This window comes from Vreelandella aquamarina (genome assembly GCF_044805175.1).
Lineage (GTDB): Bacteria > Pseudomonadota > Gammaproteobacteria > Pseudomonadales > Halomonadaceae > Vreelandella > Vreelandella aquamarina_B.
Map to the genome: position 1 here is coordinate 376,777 of NZ_CP085232.1, position 20,367 is coordinate 397,143.

At 58.9% G+C, this 20,367-nt stretch carries 16 protein-coding genes; 15 read left to right on the forward strand and 1 reads right to left on the reverse strand.

Annotated elements, in window-relative coordinates; all coding sequences use genetic code 11:
- Positions 1 to 40: 40 nt before the first annotated feature.
- The 11 genes from rseP (at position 41) to tilS (ending at position 14,542) form a co-directional block, all read left to right on the forward strand.
- Positions 41 to 1,399 (forward strand): RIP metalloprotease RseP, encoded by a 1,359-nt coding sequence (gene rseP / locus LG300_RS01840; protein WP_404376715.1) that lies wholly within the window; start codon positions 41 to 43, stop codon positions 1,397 to 1,399.
- A gap of 100 nt (positions 1,400 to 1,499) precedes the next feature.
- Positions 1,500 to 3,851: an outer membrane protein assembly factor BamA gene (bamA, locus tag LG300_RS01845; protein ID WP_404376716.1), complete on the forward strand. Its 2,352-nt coding sequence runs from the start codon at positions 1,500 to 1,502 to the stop codon at positions 3,849 to 3,851.
- A gap of 19 nt (positions 3,852 to 3,870) precedes the next feature.
- A complete protein-coding gene (locus LG300_RS01850) occupies positions 3,871 to 4,371 on the forward strand; it encodes an OmpH family outer membrane protein (RefSeq protein ID WP_404377961.1) in 501 nt (166 codons plus the stop codon).
- A 51-nt stretch (positions 4,372 to 4,422) separates the two neighbouring features.
- On the forward strand, positions 4,423 to 5,460 hold the full coding sequence (gene lpxD / locus LG300_RS01855) for a UDP-3-O-(3-hydroxymyristoyl)glucosamine N-acyltransferase (RefSeq protein WP_404376717.1): 1,038 nt from the start codon (positions 4,423 to 4,425) through the stop codon (positions 5,458 to 5,460).
- Positions 5,461 to 5,606: 146 nt separating this feature from the next.
- A complete protein-coding gene (gene fabZ, locus LG300_RS01860) occupies positions 5,607 to 6,050 on the forward strand; it encodes a 3-hydroxyacyl-ACP dehydratase FabZ (RefSeq protein ID WP_404376718.1) in 444 nt (147 codons plus the stop codon).
- Positions 6,047 to 6,814 (forward strand): acyl-ACP--UDP-N-acetylglucosamine O-acyltransferase, encoded by a 768-nt coding sequence (gene lpxA / locus LG300_RS01865; RefSeq protein WP_404376719.1) that lies wholly within the window; start codon positions 6,047 to 6,049, stop codon positions 6,812 to 6,814. The genes fabZ and lpxA overlap by 4 nt, the downstream gene beginning before the upstream one ends.
- A 28-nt stretch (positions 6,815 to 6,842) precedes the next feature.
- On the forward strand, positions 6,843 to 8,018 hold the full coding sequence (lpxB, locus tag LG300_RS01870; protein WP_404376720.1) for a lipid-A-disaccharide synthase: 1,176 nt from the start codon (positions 6,843 to 6,845) through the stop codon (positions 8,016 to 8,018).
- A complete protein-coding gene (gene rnhB / locus LG300_RS01875; protein WP_404376721.1) occupies positions 8,008 to 8,625 on the forward strand; it encodes a ribonuclease HII in 618 nt (205 codons plus the stop codon). Before lpxB ends, rnhB begins: the two co-directional genes overlap by 11 nt.
- A gap of 42 nt (positions 8,626 to 8,667) precedes the next feature.
- Complete coding sequence (gene dnaE / locus LG300_RS01880; RefSeq protein WP_404376722.1) at positions 8,668 to 12,171, forward strand: DNA polymerase III subunit alpha; 3,504 nt, start codon at positions 8,668 to 8,670, stop codon at positions 12,169 to 12,171.
- Between the two features lie 147 nt (positions 12,172 to 12,318).
- Positions 12,319 to 13,275 carry an acetyl-CoA carboxylase carboxyl transferase subunit alpha gene (gene accA, locus LG300_RS01885; RefSeq protein WP_404376723.1) on the forward strand — a complete coding sequence of 319 codons (957 nt, stop codon included), beginning with the start codon at positions 12,319 to 12,321 and terminating at the stop codon, positions 13,273 to 13,275.
- Entirely contained in the window at positions 13,256 to 14,542 is a 1,287-nt protein-coding gene (tilS, locus tag LG300_RS01890) for a tRNA lysidine(34) synthetase TilS (protein WP_404376724.1), read from the forward strand. The genes accA and tilS overlap by 20 nt, the downstream gene beginning before the upstream one ends.
- A gap of 2 nt (positions 14,543 to 14,544) precedes the next feature.
- Here the strand turns inward: tilS and ppx are convergent, their stop codons facing one another.
- The gene (gene ppx, locus LG300_RS01895; RefSeq protein WP_404376725.1) at positions 14,545 to 16,089 is read right to left on the reverse strand and encodes an exopolyphosphatase; all 1,545 of its coding nucleotides are present in this window, start codon (positions 16,087 to 16,089) and stop codon (positions 14,545 to 14,547) included.
- A gap of 461 nt (positions 16,090 to 16,550) precedes the next feature.
- On the opposite strand from ppx, the gene rho reads away from it, so the two are divergent.
- The 4 genes from rho (at position 16,551) to LG300_RS01915 (ending at position 20,363) form a co-directional block, all read left to right on the forward strand.
- Positions 16,551 to 17,810 (forward strand): transcription termination factor Rho, encoded by a 1,260-nt coding sequence (gene rho / locus LG300_RS01900; RefSeq protein ID WP_054640799.1) that lies wholly within the window; start codon positions 16,551 to 16,553, stop codon positions 17,808 to 17,810.
- Positions 17,811 to 17,872: 62 nt separating this feature from the next.
- The gene (gene ubiD, locus LG300_RS01905; RefSeq protein ID WP_404376726.1) at positions 17,873 to 19,366 is read left to right on the forward strand and encodes a 4-hydroxy-3-polyprenylbenzoate decarboxylase; all 1,494 of its coding nucleotides are present in this window, start codon (positions 17,873 to 17,875) and stop codon (positions 19,364 to 19,366) included.
- Positions 19,367 to 19,407: 41 nt separating this feature from the next.
- Positions 19,408 to 20,175, forward strand: a complete 768-nt coding sequence (locus tag LG300_RS01910) for an NAD(P)H-flavin reductase (protein WP_404376727.1) — start codon at positions 19,408 to 19,410, stop codon at positions 20,173 to 20,175.
- Between the two features lie 62 nt (positions 20,176 to 20,237).
- Entirely contained in the window at positions 20,238 to 20,363 is a 126-nt protein-coding gene (locus LG300_RS01915) for a hypothetical protein (protein WP_404376728.1), read from the forward strand.
- The last annotated feature ends 4 nt before the right edge of the window (positions 20,364 to 20,367 follow it).

Here is a 20,367-nt window from a genome sequence, read left to right on the forward strand (position 1 = left end):
CAGCTTTCGTTGAGCAGCGTGTTGTACAAAGGAGTGAAAAGTGGGCCTGATACAGAATATTTTAGCCGTCATCGTCGTGTTGGGGCTGCTAGTCACCTTTCACGAGTTTGGTCACTTTTGGGTTGCACGCCGCTGTGGTGTCAAGGTGCTGCGCTTCTCGGTGGGTTTCGGCAAGCCGCTATGGACAACGGTGGACCGCCATGGCACCGAGTTTGCGGTGGCTGCCATCCCGCTGGGCGGCTATGTCAAGATGCTCGACGAGCGCGAAGCGCCCGTACCGCAAGAGCAGCTTGATCAAGCTTTTAACCGCAAAACCGTGTGGCAGCGCATTGCCATTGTGGCCGCAGGCCCCATCGCTAACTTCCTACTGGCCATTGTGGCTTACTGGGCCCTGTTTGTAGCGGGCACAACCACCGTAGCTCCCGTGGTCGGCGATATTACGCCTAACTCCCCCGCCGCAGAGGCGGGGCTGGAGCAGGGCAGCGAAATTACCGCGATCCAGGGCGATGCCATGCGCTCCTGGGAGGAGATCAACCTCAAGCTGGTCTCTATGATTGGCTTCAGCGGCGATTTAACCATTGAGGCGACACCGGAAGGTGCCAGCGCCACCCGCAGCTATCGGCTGCCGGTCAGCAACTATATGGTTCGCCAGGACCCACCCCAGCCGTTGCAGAGCCTTGGCTTTTCACCCTGGCGGCCTGACGTGCCTGCTGTGCTTGGCCAGGTGGTAGATGGGCAAGCCGCCGCGGAGGCTGGGCTCCGGCCGGGGGATCACATCGTTTCCCTTAACGGCGAGCCTATCAATGACTGGATGCAGTTTGTTGCGGTGATCCGCGATAGTGCAGGGGAGACGCTCAGCGTTGGCTATCAGCGCGATGGCGACGCAGGAACGCTTTCACTCACGCCGAGGCGTAATACGCTGGAGAGTGGTGCCGAGGTTGGGTACATTGGTGCAGGTGCAGCGCCGTTTAGCTGGCCTGAATCGCTGCAGCGCGAAATTCGTTATGGGCCGATTGAGGCCGTAGGCCAAGCGCTGTCACGTACCGGTGAAATGGTACTGCTGACGGTGGATGCCATCCGCAAAATGTTAGTAGGGCTGATTTCCCCCTCTAACCTGTCGGGGCCGATTACGATTGCGCAGATTTCTGGCGACTCGGCGCGTGCGGGTGTGGAAGCCTTTGTGGGCTTTCTAGCGTATCTTTCAATCAGTTTAGGCGTGCTGAACTTGCTGCCTATTCCCGTGCTCGACGGCGGCCATCTGCTTTACTATTTTGTCGAAGTCGTGCGTGGGCGGCCGGTATCTGAGCAGACACAAGCGATAGGGCTACGCATCGGGCTTGCCATGGTTGGCACCCTGATGCTAATGGCGCTCTATTTCGATTTGATGCGCCTGTGGTAATAACGCGTGTAGCGCGCAGGATGCCTTGTCATCTGCCTGCACAAATGTATATGGTGCCTATCTTAATCGACGGGCAGACCAACGCGAGCGAACTGACTGCATGAAAATCAAGACCCTTGGAATGGCGGCTCTCTTGCTGGTAGGTGCCAGCGGCGCCCAAGCACAATCCTTTGATGTTTCAGACATTCGTGTGGAAGGACTACAGCGGGTTTCGGCCGCCTCGGTCTTTAATGCGTTCCCTGTCAGTGCGAATGACCGCGTTGACGAGCAACAGCTAGCCGCTGCCGCTCGGGACCTGTTCGCCACCGGCCTGTTTGAAGATGTATCGCTGGCGCGGGAGGGCGACGTGCTGGTGATCCAGGTCGTTGAGCGGCCGACCATTGCGCGCCTGAATATCGAAGGCAACGACCAGATTTCTGATGAAGACCTGCGCAACGGTCTGCGCGAGTCGGGACTCTCGGAAGGCCAGGTGCTTCAGCTCTCCACCCTTGAGGAGATTGAGCGGGAGCTAGAGGGGGTGTATCAGTCCCAGGGGCGCTACAGCGCAGGTATCGACGTTGAGGTGGAAGAAATTGATGAGGGCCGCGTCCAGGTCAACATTAATATCAACGAAGGTGAAGTCGCCAAGATCCGCCAGATCAATATTGTCGGCAACCAGGATTTCGATGATGAAACCCTGCGCGAAGTGTTCGAGTTAGATGACCGTCCCGGCCGCATTTTTGGCTGGTTCTCCAACGATGAGTACTCCCGTGAAGCACTCTCTGGAGATATTGAGCGCTTGCGCTCGTTCTACCTGGACCGTGGTTACGTCAACTTCGATGTCACCTCAACCCAGGTATCAATCGGTCCCGAGAAATCGGAAATCTTCATTACCCTGAATATTGATGAAGGCAATCAGTACCGCGTGGGCGACATCCGCTTTGCCGGGGATCTGCAGATCAGCGAGAACGAAGCCCGTAGCCTGCTGGAAATCAATAGCGGCGATATCTTCTCCCGGGGCGAGGTCAATGCCTCCACGGAAGCGCTGCGCCAGCGTTTAGGTGCAGAGGGCTTTGCCTTTGCCGATGTTCAGGGTGTCCCTGAAATGGCAGATGACGGTGAAACCGTAGACCTGGTGATTGCCGTCAACCCTGGCCAGCGTGCTTACGTGCGCCGCATCGAGTTTTACGGCAACACCACCACCCAGGACGAAGTGCTGCGGCGTGAAATGATTCAGTTAGAAGGCGCGCCTGCCTCCACGGAGTCGATCACCCAGTCGCGTCAGCGCCTGGAGCGGTTGGGCTTCTTCAGCCAGGTAGAAGTGGATACCCAGCCGGTTCCGGGTGAGCCGGATATGCTGGATGTCACCTATACCGTGGAGGAGCAGCCCTCTGGTTCGGTCTCGGCCAGCGTCGGTTTCTCTCAAAGCGCCGGGGTGATTTACGGGGTAGGGCTGGCCCAGAACAATTTCCTGGGTACCGGTAACCGCGTTAACGTTGGCGCCCAGCGCAGTGATACTTTTACCAGCGTCAACTTCGCCTTTACCGACCCCTACTGGACGCTGGACGGCATTTCCCGTGGCTATAACTTGTTCTACCGGGAAACCGACTACGCCGACTCGGATATTTCCACCTTCTCGACCGATGCCTACGGTGCCGGTATCAACTTTGGCTACCCGATCAGCGAGCTGTCCCGCCTGAACTTTGGTGCCAGCGTTGAAGAGATCACGGTGAAGACCTACTTCGACACCGCCTCCGAGATCCGTCGCTATGTGGAAGATCAGGGCGAGAATGCACAAAGCTTGAAGCTGACCGCTAGCTGGACGCGCAACAACCTGAACCGTGGCATTATGCCCACCGCTGGTAACTACCAGCGCGTATCGCTGGAAACCGGCGTGCCGGGCAGCGACGCGGAATACTACAAGTTCCAGGCCCGTGCTCAGCAGCTATTCCCGATGAACGACGATGAAACCTGGGCGCTGAAGTTTAGCGGCAACCTCGGCTATGCCGACACCCTAGGAAGTAACGACCCCTACCCATTCTATGAGAACTTCTACGCGGGTGGCTTAGGCTCGGTGCGTGGCTTTACTTCCAATACCTTGGGGGAGCGGACCACGCCTGCTCGCGAGGGTGGTCGTGACCGGACAATGGGCGGTAACGTTCTGGTAGAAGGTTCTGCCGAAGTGCTCTTCCCCATGCCGTTTGTGGAAAATCAGCGCTCGGTTCAGCCCTCTCTGTTCCTGGATGCCGGTAACACCTTCCTAAGTTCGTGCTACGACGTACTAGAAGCGGATGCCGAGCGTCAGCAGTGTAGCTCAGGGGTTGATCTGGGTGAGCTGCGCTACAGTGTCGGTATCGGCCTCTCCTGGTTAACCCCCGTTGGCCCGCTGACCTTCAGCGTGGCTGAGCCGCTAAACGACGAAAGTGGTGACGATACGCAGTTCTTCCAGTTCTCGCTGGGTCAAACGTTCTAATATAAGGAGTCTCGCTATGATGCGTAAACTGACCGCTGCCGTGTGTCTGCTCGGGGCGATGACCCTGCCTGCCTATGCTGCCGAAGTGGCTGTTCTGGACTGGCGCGCTGCGTTGATGAACACCCAGTCGGCCCAGGCGTCATTGAGTCAGCTGGAAGGGCAAATCGGCAGCCAACAGCGCGAGGCGGAAGCGCTAGGCGGTGAGCTGCAGCAGCTGCAAACCCGCCTACAGCAGGAAGGGGAGACTATGTCCCAGTCCGAGCGCGAATCGCTGATTGCCGAGCTGCAGCAGAAGGGTGGCCGCTTTGAGCAGCTACGCCGTGAAGTGCTGCAGGCCCAGCAGGCTTCCGAGCAGCAGTTCCTCCAGGGCGCAGAAGCCAAACTGGAGCAGGCGGTCGAGCAGGTGCTAGAGCGTCATAACATTGACGTGCTGGTAGAGCCTCAGGGCGTGCTGCACTCCTCGACGGACCTGCCCAACGTGACCAACGAAGTCACGCAGATTTTCGATTCGCTAAACTAATTTAATGTTGACGGGTGCGGCTTAGCCGCACCACTGCTTCCTTGGGCTCCCATGACGCACGCTTCTCATCACCTCACTCTTGCGGATATCGCACGTCACCTGAACGTTGATTTCGAAGGCGACGCCGACCAGCCAATTCGTGGTTTGGCAACGCTCAAGGAAGCAGCGCCGGATCAGGTCGCTTTTCTCGCCAATCGTGCGTACTTAAAAGATTTAGCCAACACAAAAGCGGCGGCGGTGCTGCTGCACCCCGAGCATGGAAAAAACTGTCCGGTGCCGCGCCTGGAGCTGGAGAATCCCTATTTAGGCTACGCCAAGCTCTCTCAACTGTTTGACCCCCTACCAGCGCGGGATGTGCCCGGTATCCACCCTTCGGCGGTGGTTGCTGAGGGCGTCACTCTTGGTGTGGACGTATGCGTACAGGCTAACGCAGTAATTGAGCCAGGCGTGGTGCTGGGGGATCGTGTAGTCGTGGGGGCAGGTAGCGTGATTGGCGCCGACTGTGTCATTGGTGACGATACACGGCTGCACGCCAATGTCACCGTTTGCCACGGTGTGATCGTGGGTAAACGGGGGATTCTGCAAAGCGGCTGTGTGATTGGCGGCGACGGTTTCGGGTTTGCCCATGATGGTGCAGGCTGGCATAAAATTGCCCAGCTCGGTGGCGTGGTGCTCGGCGACGACGTGGAAGTTGGCAGCTGCTCCAGCATCGACCGAGGCGCGCTGGGGGACACGATCATCGGCAACGATGTCAAAATCGACAGCCAGGTACAGATTGCCCATAACGTCACCATTGGTGACCACAGTGCATTGGCAGGCTGTGTCGGCATTGCAGGCTCCACCAAGGTGGGCAAGCACTGTATGTTGGGCGGTGGCGTTGGATTATCGGGACACCTTACCATCTGCGACGGTGTCCAGGTCACCGGTATGAGCCTGGTGACTAACTCGATCCATGAGCCTGGCGTCTACTCCTCCGGCACCGGTGCCATGAGTAATACCCAATGGCGTAAAAATGCCGTGCGCTTTAAGCAGCTCGACGATATTGCCAAACGGTTGGCACGGCTGGAAAAAAACCAGCGTGGCACATAAGGCGCTGCGTCCCGAAGAAAGAATTACCGGGCAGATGGCTTGAGGCTTAATAGCAGCAGGTTATAATCCACTGCCTTTTTACCAGCGGGAGTGCTGGTGCGCGCCTGATACTGCTCAGGCCTTTTGTCATTTTAGAGGTCGTTACGATGGTTATGGATATCAACGAAATTCGCGAATACTTGCCCCACCGCTATCCTTTTTTGCTGGTGGATCGAGTCACGCAGTTAACCGTGGGCGAAACCATCGTTGCGTATAAAAATGTCAGCATCAACGAGCCGTTTTTCAATGGCCACTTTCCTCATCACCCGATTATGCCGGGTGTTCTGGTGATTGAGGCATTAGCGCAAGCGTGCGGTATCCTGGGCTTTAAAACGGTTAACAAACTGCCCGCCGATGGCTACGTTTACTATCTTGTTGGCAGCGACAATGTGCGTTTTAAGCGTCCAGTGATGCCCGGCGACCAGTTGAAACTGGAAGCGAACGTGATTCGCGGTAAACGCGGTATTTGGAAATTTGCCTGCCGTGCCACGGTGGACGGCGAGCTAGCCTGCGAAGCGGAAATCATTTGTGCCGAGAGGAAGGTGGCTTGATACATCCTACAGCATTGGTTGACCCAGCAGCGCAGCTTGCTGACGACGTTGAGGTTGGCCCGTTTAGCGTTATCGGGCCAGGCGTCACGATTGGCGCCGGCTCCGTCATTGGCCCCCATGTAGTGGTGAAAGGCCCCACGGTGCTAGGCGAGCGCACGCGTATTTTTCAGTTTGCCTCGGTGGGTGAAGACTGCCAGGACAAAAAGTACGCAGGCGAGCCAACGCGCCTGGTGATGGGTGACGATAACGTCATCCGTGAAGGCGTCACGCTGCATCGCGGTACCGTTCAAGATCGCAGCGAAACTACCATCGGCTCACGCAATCTGTTTATGGCCTACGTCCACGTTGGGCATGACTGTGTGATCGGTAACGACTGCATTTTAGCCAACCAAGTCACGTTGGCCGGTCACGTCACCCTGGGCGACCATGCCATTTTGGGCGGTTTGTCAGCAGTGCATCAGTTCTGCCATTTTGGCGATCATGCGATGGCGGGCGGCGGTTCGATTATCACTAAAGACACGCCCGCCTATGTGATGATTAACGGCAACCCGGCGGAAGCCCGAGGCCTTAACCTGGTGGGGCTGAAGCGCCGTGGATTTAGCCGCGAAGCGATTGCCGCGTTAGGTACGGCCTATAAACTCGTATATCGCCAAGGCCTAACCGTCGAGCAGGCAATTAGCGAGATGCGTAGCCGCTTCGATTTACCCGAAATTGCCCTGTTCGCCGACTCCATCGAGCGCTCAACACGCGGCATCGTTCGCTAATACTCATTCAACCGGCTCTCCCGTCACTATGACACTGCAGCGCGTATACCTTGTGGCAGGCGAACTCTCCGGCGATATCCTCGGCGCTGGGCTGATGCAAGCGCTGCGCGACCGGCATCCCCACGTGGAGTTTCGCGGCATGGGCGGCCCCCGCATGGAAGCCCAAGGGCTAGTTAGCCGCTTCCCTCTGGAAACCCTCTCGGTAATGGGGCTGGTCGAGGTGCTCAAGCACCTTCCCGAATTGATCCGCGTGCGCCGCACCCTACGCGAAGAGGCGTTGGTCTGGCAGCCGGATATCATGATCGGTATCGACGCCCCCGACTTCAATATCGGCCTGGAGAAGCAGCTGCGGGAGGCTGGGGTGACCACCGCCCACTACGTTAGCCCCTCGGTATGGGCATGGCGACAGGGGCGGGTGAAGAAGATCGCCAAAGCCGTGGATGCCATGCTCACGCTGCTGCCCTTTGAAGCGGATTTTTACCACCGTCATCGGGTGCCGGTAGCCTTTGTGGGACATCCGCTTGCCGACGAGCTGCCGCTGGAGAATGATCGTGACGCGGCCCGCCGTGCGCTGGGGTTGGTCTCGGACGTGCCGGTACTAGCGCTGCTGCCCGGCTCCCGGGGTAACGAAATCCGCTTTATGGGCGCCACGTTCTTGGATGCGGTCACGTTGCTGTGCCAGCGCCACGTGGGCTTACAGGTGGTGATTCCTGCGGCCACCGCCCAGCGCTATCAAGAGCTGCGCGAGCTGCTGGCAGGCTACCCCGCGTTAGCCCAACAGGTAACGCTGCTGGACGGTCAAGCCCGTGAGGCGATGGTAGCCAGTGATGCGGTACTGCTTACCTCCGGCACGGCGGCGTTGGAAGCCATGCTGTGCCACCGTGCCATGCTGGTGGCGTACAAAATGGCTCCCGCGACCCATTGGCTTGCCAAACGACTGGTGAAAACCCAGTGGATCTCGCTGCCTAACCTGATTGCCCAGGAGAGCGTGGTGCCAGAGCTGATTCAGCACGCGGCCACACCAGAAGCGATTGCCGAGCAAATAAGCCAGCTACTTAGCGATGCCAAGATGCGCCACGGTCTGGAGGCGCGCTTTGCGGCAATGCATGCGACGCTGCAGCGTAATGCCAGCGAACATGCCGCGCAGGCCATTACCGCCCTGGTCGCAGGCGAGCCGCTGGAGGCTAAACCTGATGGCGACTAAACCAGCCGACTTTCCGCCGCTCGTGGTGGAGTATGCGGGAGATTTTCTGGCGGGGGTTGACGAAGTCGGGCGCGGGCCGCTGGTGGGTAGCGTGGTGGCCGCCGCCGTGATTCTTGACCCCAAGGCACCTATCGACGGCTTAACCGACTCCAAGAAGCTCACTGCCCGCAGGCGCGAGGCGCTGGATGGGCTGATTCGCGAGCGTGCGCTGGCCTTTGCGGTGGCGGAAGCGAGCGCGGAAGAGGTCGACTCGCTCAATATCTACCACGCTACCCACCTGGCCATGCGCCGTGCGGTGGATGCGTTATTCCCCCAGGCCGAGTACTTGCTGGTGGATGGCAACCGGCTGCCGGGGCACGCGCTGCCGGGCCAGGCCGTGGTGAAGGGCGATGCCCGCCATCCGGCCATTGCCGCCGCCTCTATTCTTGCCAAGGTGGCACGGGATTCGCAGATGGCAGAGCTAGACCTGCGCTATCCTGAATACGGGTTTGCCCGCCACAAGGGTTACCCCACCAAAGAGCACCTAGCAGCGCTGGAAGCCCACGGGCCGCTGGCAGAGCACCGCAAAAGCTTCGCGCCGGTACAGCGCCAGTTAGCGCTGCTGTAGCCGCACACTTCATTTTATTTAGCGTTTAATGCTGAGAGTCCCATGACGGTTCCGTTCGTTCATCTTCGTTTGCACAGTGAATACTCTCTGGTCGATGGCTTGGTCAAACTCAAGTCACTGGTCAGTACGACCGCTGAGCGCGGGATGCCGGCGCTGGCGCTCACCGATGAAGCCAACTTGTTTGGCTTGGTCAAATTCTACAAAGCTGCCCAGGGCGCCGGGCTGAAGCCGATCATCGGCAGCGACCTCTGGCTGGCAAACCCCCACGACGAAGCCCACCCGTATCGCATCACGCTGCTGGCGATGAACGATGTGGGCTACCGCAACCTGACCGAGCTGATCTCCAAGGGCTGGACCGACGGTCAGCGCCAGGGGCGGGCGATACTCGATAAGCAGTGGGTGCTAGCGCAAAGTGACGGGCTGATTGCCCTGTCAGGTGGGCGCGAAGGCGAAATTGGTCGTTACCTGCTCTCCGAGCACGAGCGCGAAGCGCGCCAACTGCTGGCGGAGTGGCAGCAGGCGTTTCCCGACCGCTTCTACTTGGAGCTCATCCGCACCGGTCGCCCGCTGGAAGAGGCCTGTGTGCATGCCAGCGTGCAACTGGCAATTGAGACCGGCACGCCGGTTGTCGCCACCAACGACGTGCGCTTTTTGGAGCGCGAAGACTTCTGGGCCCACGAGACCCGTGTTGCCATTGGTGAAGGCAAAGCGCTGGACGACCCGCGCCGCGAGCGCCGCTACACCGAAGAGCAGTACCTAAAAAGCCCGGAAGAGATGGCAGCGCTGTTTGCCGACATCCCTGAAGCGCTGGAAAACAGCGTGATGATTGCCGAGCGCTGCAGTGTGGATGTGCGGCTTGGGGAGATCTTCCTGCCTGAATTCGGCATTCCCGAAGGCATGACTCAGGACGAGTTTTTCCGCAAGGTTTCCCACGATGGCCTAACAGAGCGGCTCGATTTTCTGTTTCCCGCCGAACAGTACCCTCGGGATAGCGAGGCGTTTCGCGAGATTGAACAGCGTTACCGCGACCGGCTGGAGTTCGAACTCAACGTTATCATTCAGATGGGGTTCCCTGGCTACTTCCTGATCGTGATGGACTTTATCCAGTGGGCCAAGGACAACAACGTGCCGGTGGGGCCGGGGCGTGGCTCCGGTGCCGGTTCTCTGGTGGCCTACGCGCAGAAAATCACCGACTTGGACCCTATCGGCTACGACCTGCTGTTCGAGCGTTTTCTTAACCCCGAGCGTGTCTCCATGCCCGACTTCGACGTCGATTTCTGCATGGAGAAGCGCGACAAGGTCATTGAGTACGTGGCCGACCGATACGGCCGTAACGCGGTTTCCCAGATCGTCACCTTCGGCACCATGGCCGCCAAGGCGGTGGTGCGGGACGTGGCCCGAGCCCAAGGCAAGCCCTATTCGCTGGGTGACAAGCTCTCCAAGCTGATCCCCTTTGAAGTGGGCATGACGCTGGCCAAGGCCATCGAGCAGGAACCGGCCCTCAAAGAGTTCATCGAGAACGACGAAGAGGCCGAAGAGATCTGGGAAATGGCCCTGAAGCTCGAGGGCACCACCCGTGGCACCGGTAAGCACGCGGGCGGTGTGGTGATCGCCCCCACCAAACTCACCGATTTTTCGCCACTGCTGTGCGACGAAGATGGCTCGGGCTTGGTGGTACAGTTCGATAAGAACGACATCGAGGACGCCGGGCTGGTGAAGTTCGACTTCCTGGGCCTGCGGACGCTGACCATCATCGACTGGGCGCTGGAGATGGTGGACAAGGTGCGCGACGCCGCCGGCCAGGGCCCGCTCAATATCGACGCCATCCCCCTGGACGACGGCAAAACCTTCGAGATGCTTAAACGGGCAGAGACCACCGCGGTCTTCCAGCTCGAATCCCGCGGCATGAAGGAGCTGATCAAGCGCCTGCTGCCCGACTCCCTGGACGATATGATCGCCCTGGTGGCGCTGTTCCGCCCCGGCCCGCTGCAGTCGGGCATGGTGGATGACTTCATCAACCGTAAGCATGGTCGGGCGGAAGTCTCTTATCCACACCCGGATTACCAGCACGAGCTGCTGAAACCGGTGCTGACGCCCACCTACGGCATCATTCTCTACCAAGAGCAGGTCATGCAGATTGCCCAGGTGATGGCGGGGTATACCCTTGGCCAAGCCGATATGCTGCGCCGTGCCATGGGTAAGAAAAAGCCCGAAGAGATGGCCAAGCAGCGGGCAGGCTTTATGGAGGGCTGCGCGGCCAACGGTATCGATAAAGACCTGGCGGGCAACATTTTCGACCTGGTAGAAAAGTTTGCCGGTTATGGCTTCAACAAATCGCACTCAGCAGCCTACGCGCTGGTGTCTTACCAAACCGCTTGGCTGAAAGCGCACTATCCGGGGCCGTTTATGGCGGCGGTGATGTCCACGGAGATGGACAACCTGGACAAAGTGGTGCCGCTGATCGAAGAGTGTCGCCACTTGAAGCTCACCGTGACGCCGCCGGATGTCAACGTGGGGGGCTACAAGTTCACCGTGGATACCGATGGCCGCGTCGTGTATGGCTTGGGCGCTATCCGAGGCGTCGGGGAAGGCCCGATTGGTGCCATTGTGGAAGCGCGTAATGCGGATGGCCCGTTTAAAGACCTGTTCGACTTCTGCCGCCGCATCGACCCGAAGCGGATGAATAAGCGCACCTTGGAAGCGCTGATTCGCTCTGGCGCGTTGGACAACCTGGGGCCCAACCGAGCGGTGCTGTTTGCAGCGATGGAAGACGCGCTGAAAGCCGCCGCGCAGAACCACGCCAACCAGAACCTGGGCATGATGGATATGTTTGGCGATGCCTTTGCTGCCGAGGAAGAGGCTAGCGATGTCTACGCCGAGTATCGCCATGTGCGCGAGTGGACGGATCGCGAGCGGCTCTCCGGTGAAAAAGACACCCTGGGACTCTACCTGACCGGGCACCCCATTGATGAGTACGAGCGCGAGCTAAAGCGCTTTGTCTCCACCCGTATTAGCGACTTGAAGCCCTCCCGGGAGCCGCAGCGGGTGGCGGGATTGGTGGTCGCCATGCGGACCATGAAGTCCAAGCGGGGCGACACCATGGCGTTTATCACCCTGGATGATCGTACCGGGCGCATCGAAGCATCGCTATTTGGTGAACTCTTTGAGCAGCTACGGGGCCAAATTGAGTCGGATCAAGTCATCATCGTAGAGGGCGAAGTCTCTAGCGACGACTTCTCCGGCGGGCTACGCCTGCGCGGTAAAGACGTGACGCCGATGGTTACCGCGCGGGTGCGCTACGGCCAGGCCATTGAACTGGCGCTGGATGCCGGGCAGATCAACGGGCGGCTGGTCGAAAGCCTACGGGATAGTTTGACACCGTACCGGGATGACAGCGGGCTGCCCGTGCGCCTTCAATACCGCCACCCCGATGCCGTCGCCTGGCTGGAGCTGGCGGAAGAGTGGAAAGTCGCCCCTAGCGATGACCTGCTGCTCGCTCTGCGCGATGTGCAAGGGCAGGTGGGCATCCAGTTACGCTACCGTTAATCAACAAGAGCGCAAGCGCCGTGAGAGGCGCTCACGCTGAATTGAACGGGCAGTGCCTTGCGTGGCAGGGTCAGGGTGCGATAATGGCGCCCAATATGCTCGTTTCGACAAGGCTTATTTTTTATAGGCAGCTTACAGGCAGAGCCGATGAATCCTAACTATCTCGATTTTGAACAGCCCGTTGCCGAACTCCAGGCAAAAATTGAGGAGCTGCGTTTGGTGGGCTCCGACAGCCAGGTGAACCTCTCTGATGAGATTTCACGGCTGGAGGAGAAGAGCCGCAAGTTAACGGAATCCATCTTCAAGGATTTGACCCCCTGGCAGGTTTCCCAGCTCTCGCGGCACCCCCAGCGCCCCTATACGCTGGATTATCTGGAGCACATCTTTACCGATTTCGACGAGCTGCACGGCGACCGTAACTTTGCGGATGACGCGGCCCTCGTCGGCGGTATTGCCCGCTTGAACGATGCGCCGGTGATGGTGATTGGCCATCAAAAAGGTCGCGATGTGAAAGAGAAGGTGCGCCGTAACTTCGGTATGCCGCGTCCGGAAGGCTATCGCAAAGCCTGCCGCCTGATGGAGATGGCCGAGCGCTTCAAGATGCCGATCCTGACCTTCATCGACACCCCAGGGGCCTACCCGGGTATCGACGCCGAAGAGCGCGGCCAATCGGAAGCGATCGCCTATAACCTGGCGGTGATGTCGCGCCTGAAGACACCGATCATCTCCACCGTCGTGGGCGAAGGCGGCTCCGGCGGAGCGCTGGCCATTGGTGTGTGCGATGAGCTGCACATGCTGCAGTACTCCACTTACTCGGTGATTTCGCCGGAAGGCTGCGCCTCCATTCTATGGAAGAGCGCCGAAAAAGCCTCGGAAGCGGCCCAGGCGATGGGTATTACTGCTGAGCGCTTAAAAGAGCTGGGCTTTGTGGACTCGCTCATCAAAGAGCCGCTAGGTGGCGCTCACCGCCACCCGGTGGATACCGCGAAGCGGGTGAAAGAGGCGCTCTCTGCCAGCCTTGAGCGCCTGCAGGCGCTGGACAGCGATGCCCTGCTTGAGCGCCGCTACCAGCGCTTAATGAGCTATGGCGCCCCAGCCGCCTAAACGGCTGTTACGCCTGCTTCACGACGCCCTGGCGGAAACCCCGCCGGGGCGTTGCGTTTGGGTTGCCCTTTCCGGTGGCCTGGATTCGTCGCTGTTGCTGACGCTTGCCGCCGAGGCTTGCCACACCAGTGGCCGCCCCCTGCGCGCCCTGCATGTAAATCACGGCCTACAGGCAGCAGCAAGTGAGTTTGAAACCCACTGCCAGCAGCTATGCCAGCACTTGGGCGTACCGTTGGCCATCGAGCGTGTGGCGGTTGAGGTGCAGGGCGAAGGGGTAGAGGGCGCGGCACGGCGTGCCCGCTACGCGGCCTTTGCACAGCATGTGGCGCCGGGTGATGCGCTGTGGCTGGCCCAGCATCAAGATGATCAAGCGGAAACCCTGTTGTTGGCAGCGCTGCGCGGCAGCGGGATTCGCGGGCTGGCGGGGATGCCGTACCGGCGTGAGTGGCAGGGCATTACGCTCCTACGCCCCTGGCTTAGCGTCAGCCGTCAAACCTTGGCGGATGCAGCCCACGCCATGGCGCTTCGCTGGTGTGAAGACCCTACCAACCAAGATATCGCTCTGGATCGTAACCGGCTGCGCCACGAAGTGCTGCCAACGCTGACCCAGCGCTGGCCAGGTGCGGTGCGCTCGCTGGCGCAAAGCGCGGGCTTAGCCGGTGAGGCCGACGCGCTCCTGGCGAGCTATGCTGCCGAGGAGTTGGCAACGCTGGCACTTGGCGCCGGCTGCCTAGACGCGGCGGCGCTGGCGGAGTTGCCGCCTCCTCGCCAGCGGCTGCTGATTCGCACGCTCTGCCAGCAGCTAGGGCTGCCCACCCCGCCCCAGGTGCGCCTCGCCAGCCTGCTTGGCCAGCTCACCGCCGCCCAGGATGCCCAGGTACTGGTGGAGTGGCCCGGAACCCAGGCACGGGTGTGGCGGCGCAGACTTTATCTTATGGCACCACTGCCAACACAGCCCGACTGGCAAACGACCTGGAACGGAGAGCCGGGTGTGCCGACGCCGCTGGGTGCGTTGCAGCTTCGTTTAGAGCGCGACTCCTCCTCGGCAGCGCCGGTGATCCTACGCTGGCGACAAGGCGGGGAAGTGCTCGTGCTGCCTGGGCGTGGCCGACGCGACCTAAAACGCTTGCTGCAAGAGCGGGCATTGCCCCCCTGGGAACGGGAACGGTTAATCGTCGTGATGGCGGGAGAGCACTGCTTAGGGGCACTCCAGCCACCTGCCAACGTGCTGTGGCAGGCGGCAGGGGTAGTGTTTCATACCGGCTAGGATTAAGTATCCAGATTCAGCGTAAAGCCTGCGCTAGCCATATAGGCTTGCTCCTGCTCTAAGTCCGTACTGAGCAACGTGGGCTCATCGCTGGGGGGTAGAGTAAGGGTTAACGCGTCGTCGCTGCTATCGGCTTCAACCCTGGGCAGCGCGGGAGCACCTTCTGGCCGCGAATGGTTAATCAGTACAGCTAAGCGTAGCAAGCGGGCGAGTTTTGCCGCACTCGGCTGTTGGGAGGCAGGCAGTGCCTGCCACTCCTTGAGCGGGAATTTGCGCCGGTGGGCGCGCACTAAGAACGCCAGCAAGCGTTGCTCGGGACGTGAAAAACCGGCTAGGTCCGAGTGCTCTAACAGGTAAGCGCCGTGGCGGTGGAACTGGCTGTGGGAGATCGCCAGCCCAATCTCATGCACATGGCTTGCCCAGCTGAGGAAGTGACCCTGCTCGGTGGTTAATCCCCATGGATGTTTCACTACGGCAAACAGGCGCTTGGCGGTTTCGGCTACGTTATCGGCTTGGCGGGTATCCACGTCATACACGCGCTTGAGCATATCTAGGGTTTTTGAGCGGGTATCTTCGGCGCTGTTGCGGCCCGCCATGTCATAGAGCACGCCTTCACGCAGCGCACCATCGGCAAAGCGCATTTGTTGTAGGTCGAAGGCTTCAAAAATGGCGCTCAAAATAGCAATACCCGCCGGAAATACTCGTGCCCTATCGGGTTTGAGTCCGTCCAGCTCGACTTTTTCCAGATGTTTGCATTTCAACAGGCGCTCGCGCAGTTTTTTCAAGCCACTGCGGGTAATCACCCCCTCTTGGGGGGTGTCGCCGTAGGCATACAGCACATTGGCGGCGGCTTTAATTGTGCCGCTGGAGCCGACCGGATCATCCCACCCTAGGCGCTGGTAGGGGCGCTGGATATTGGCCAGCTCCGAAAGCGCTGCCAACTCGGCGCGGCGCATACGCTTTTCGGTGAGTTCGCCATCGGCAAAAAAGCGTCCAGTAAAAGTAACGCAGCCCATACGCAGGCTCTCCAGCGCTTTGGGCTCAAAGGCTTCGCCAATAATAAACTCGGTAGAGCCGCCGCCAATATCGACAATCAAGCGGCGGCCGCTTTCGGCCAGAGCGTGGGCGGCACCTAAATAGATCAGGCGGGCCTCTTCGCGCCCAGCAATAATTTCGATGGAATGGCCAAGCTGGGCTTCCGCGCGTTCGATAAACGTCTGGCTGTTGTGGGCATCGCGCAGGGCATTGGTGCCCACCACGCGAAGATTGGGTCCTTCAATGTCGGCTAAAAAAGGGGCAAAACGGCCTAGGCAGTCTAGCGCGCGCTGCATGGCGGCTTCGCTGAGGTAACCGTTTTCATCAAGCCCTGCCGCCAGCTGGACCTTTTCACCCAGGCGAGCGACCACCTGTAAGCGCTCGTTTTGGTAGTTGGCCACCAGCAGGTGAAAGCTATTGGAGCCAAGGTCAATGGCGGCTAGGCGCTGCGGTTCTCCGCTCTCGAATTCGGTGGCGGGCGCGGCAGTGGGGAGCGAAATGTCCTTGGGCATGAGCTATCCTTCAAATTGGCTATGCCAAGGTTGCGGTGCCCTCTGACTATTGTCAATTGCCAAAGGCTTGCGTTTGTCGCGGGGCTTGACTACCATCGAGCTACTGGCTTGATCCGAGTTGGCTTGTTGTCTAAACAAGTGCACTGACTCGGGCACCCCGAGCAGTACGTATCCAGATGGCATCAGCCAGATGTCCAAGTCGTCAGATAACCCGCTGAAACAGCATTTTTCTGTGCCAATCAGATTAACTAGTTTGTTTGCACCCTCATGCTAAGCAGTCAGTGATGCCACTTCTATGTTTTCAGGCATTGTTGCGACGACTGCCCAGCTTTTACGAGCGTGTGCCTAGATGGGAGTCTGAACGCATCACTCGGCGCTTAGCCCTATGATTTAGGCCACGCCTCCTGTCTTATTCCCGGCGCCTGGCGCCTAGCTTTCATGAGCAATTTTCTAACACACCGATGAATCTCACTGAACTCAAGCAAAAAACCGTTCCCGAGCTGCTCGATATCGCCCGCGAAATGGGTATCGACAACTTAGCCCGTTCGCGCAAGCAGGACATCATTTTCGCCATCCTCAAGAAACACGCTAAAAGCGGCGAGGATATTTATGGCGACGGTGTGCTGGAAATTCTCCAGGATGGCTTCGGCTTCCTGCGTAGCGCCGACAGCTCGTATCTCGCCGGACCGGACGATATCTACGTATCGCCTTCACAGATTCGTCGTTTCAATCTGCGCAAAGGCGATTCCATTTCCGGCAAAATCCGCCCGCCCAAAGAGGGTGAGCGCTACTTTGCGCTGCTCAAGGTTAGCCAGATCAACTTTGACCGCCCGGAAAACGCCAAGCATAAGATTCTCTTTGAGAACTTAACGCCGCTGTTCCCGGACGACCGTCTACGCATGGAGATCGGCAACGGGTCTACCGAAGACTTAACCGCTCGGATCATTGATCTGACCGCACCGATTGGTAAGGGCCAGCGCGGCCTGCTGGTGTCTCCGCCGAAAGCGGGTAAGACGCTGATGCTGCAGAACATTGCTACCTCCATCACGCGTAATAACCCCGAGTGCCATCTGATCGTGCTATTGATCGATGAGCGCCCGGAGGAAGTGACCGAGATGTCCCGCACCGTGCGCGGTGAAGTGGTTGCTTCTACCTTCGACGAACCGCCTGCCCGCCACGTTCAGGTGGCCGAAATGGTCATCGAGAAAGCCAAGCGCTTGGTTGAGCACAAAAAAGACGTGGTGATTCTGCTCGACTCCATCACCCGACTGGCGCGTGCCTACAATACCGTGGTACCTAGCTCCGGTAAGGTGCTGACCGGTGGTGTGGATGCCCATGCCCTGGAGAAGCCGAAACGCTTCTTTGGTGCGGCGCGTAACATCGAAGAGGGCGGTAGCCTGACGATAATCGCCACCGCGCTGGTGGATACCGGCTCGAAAATGGACGAGGTTATCTTCGAAGAGTTCAAGGGCACAGGTAACATGGAAGCGCACCTTGACCGCAAGCTGGCTGAGAAACGCGTCTTCCCTGCGATCAACATTCGCCGCAGCGGTACGCGTCGCGAAGACCTGCTGGCGTCCGAAGAAGAAATGCAGCGTATGTGGATTCTGCGCAAGCTACTTAACCCGATGGAAGATACCGCAGCGACCGAGTTCTTGATTGATCGTCTGAAAGACACCAAGACGAACCTGGAATTCTTTGAGGCAATGAAGCGCCGCTAAGGCGCTGCATTGCGGCTGCGCTGGCAAGAGCAGCGTCTGACAGCCGGGTTGAGGAGAGTGCTTTGAAGTATAACGACTTGCGCGACTTTATTGCGGCGCTTGAAGCCCAGGGCGAGCTAAAGCGAATTAAAGCAGAGGTTGATCCTTATCTAGAAATTACCGAAATCTGCGACCGCACGCTGCGTGCCGGTGGCCCTGCACTGCTGTTTGAAAATGTGAAGGGTCACGATATGCCGCTGCTGGGCAACCTGTTCGGCACGCCGAAACGGGTGGCGCTGGGTATGGGGCAGGAGTCGGTAGAAGCGCTGCGTGAAGTAGGTAAGCTGCTGGCCTTCTTAAAAGAGCCAGACCCGCCCAAAGGCTTGAAAGATGCCTGGGATAAGCTGCCGATCTTCAAGCAAGTGCTGAGCATGGGACCCAAAAGCGTCAAGCGAGCGCCTGTGCAGGAAGTCGTTTATGAAGGTGATGAGGTAGATCTTGGCCGCCTACCGATTCAGCACTGCTGGCCTGGCGATGCGGCGCCGCTGGTTACTTGGCCACTGGTGATTACCAAAGGCCCCCACAAAAAGCGCCAGAATCTGGGGATCTATCGTCAGCAGAAAATCGGCAAAAATCGCCTGATTATGCGCTGGCTTTCCCACCGCGGTGGGGCCCTGGATTTTCTTGAGTTTCAAAAAGCCCATCCCGGTGAACCTTTCCCCGTGGCAGTGGCTCTAGGCGCTGACCCAGCAACCATCTTAGGCGCGGTCACACCGGTGCCCGATTCGCTCTCCGAGTATGCATTTGCGGGCCTGCTGCGCGGCTCCCGCACCGAGCTGGTGAAGTGCGGCCATGCGGACCTGGAAGTTCCAGCGTCCAGCGAAATTATTCTGGAAGGCTTCATCTATCCGGATGATATGGCACCTGAAGGGCCGTTTGGCGACCATACCGGTTACTATAACGAAGTGGATCATTTCCCAGTCTTTACTGTGACGCGGATGACCATGCGTCGCGATGCGATCTATCACTCCACCTATACCGGTCGACCACCCGATGAGCCTGCCATTTTAGGCGTAGCGCTCAACGAAGTGTTCGTGCCCATTCTGTGCAAGCAGTTCCCTGAGATTGTCGACTTCTATCTACCGCCGGAAGGCTGCTCCTACCGCATGGCGGTAGTGACCATGAAGAAGCAGTACCCCGGCCACGCCAAGCGCGTGATGATGGGGGTCTGGAGCTTCCTGCGCCAGTTTATGTACACCAAATTTGTCATTGTGTTAGACGACGATGTGGATGCTCGTAATTGGGAAGACGTGATGTGGGCGATCACCACGCGCATGGATCCGGCGCGGGATACTGTGATGGTGGAAAATACGCCTATCGACTACCTCGACTTTGCCTCGCCGATATCGGGCCTGGGCTCCAAGATGGGACTGGATGCAACGAATAAGTGGCCCGGTGAAACCGACCGGGAGTGGGGCACGCCCATTGTCATGGACGAGGCGGTGAAAACCCGCGTCGACGAACGCTGGGATGAGCTGGGCATTGATATCCCGTTACCCACGCCGCGCCACGGCTAATCGGCAGTGTGGTCCGAACGACTTTCTACAAAGAGGCTTTCATGAGCGCTAGGACGTTAACGTGTAAAACGCTAACTTGCCAGGTCACTGCCGTTGAGGATCTTAATCCTGACGTGTTCAAAGTTACGCTCGCCGGGCGCGCTGAAGCAATGCAGCACGCTCCTGGCCAATACCTTGAGGTCAAGCTGGATGAGTCTACCTGGGTGCCGTTTTCGATTGCCAGCTGTGACCGTGGCGATGGCACCTTGGAGCTACAAATCCAGCACTGGCCTGAGCGTGATAATTCCCAGCGGCTGCGCCAGCTGCTACAGGTGGCCAACCAGCTAACGGTACGCCTGCCCAGCGGTGATTGTGTGCTGGATACCCAAAGCGAGCGGCCGCTGCTGCTAGTTGCGGCAGGCACTGGCTTTGCCCAAATGAAGGCGATTGTTGAAGCGGTACTCCGGGATCAACCAAAGCGGCCCATTTCACTGTGGTGGGCTAATCGTGAACATCGTGATCTCTACGCAGAAGACCTTGCCTGCGAGTGGGCGCAACAATATGACAACGTTACGTTTCATGCGGTGACCGAGTTTCCGCTGACCGAGCCGCTGGCGGCGGGTGAGCGCATTGCTCATCATCAGGGGCGTGTTGACTTGGTGATAGAGAGCGAGCTTTCCAACTCTCCGGTGGCTCCTAGTGACTGCGATATCTACCTCTCTGGCTCGCCGGGCATGGTGTATGCCTGCGTGGACGTGCTGGAGCGACTTGGGGTCAGCAGTGAGCGAATGTTCTCGGATGTATTTGCCTATGCTCCCCGGCCTCACTAAAATGGCCGACCACTCCCTGACGCACGGCGTTCGCCGTTACTACTAATAATGAGGAGGCTGTCATGGCCCATCACGACGACAACTTTAAAGACGACTCAGGCATTCTACCGATTATTCTGGGTACCGTAGTATTGGTAGGCATGAGCGCACTACCGGCTACCATTGGCTGGATTCAGGCATTCAGCTAAGTCC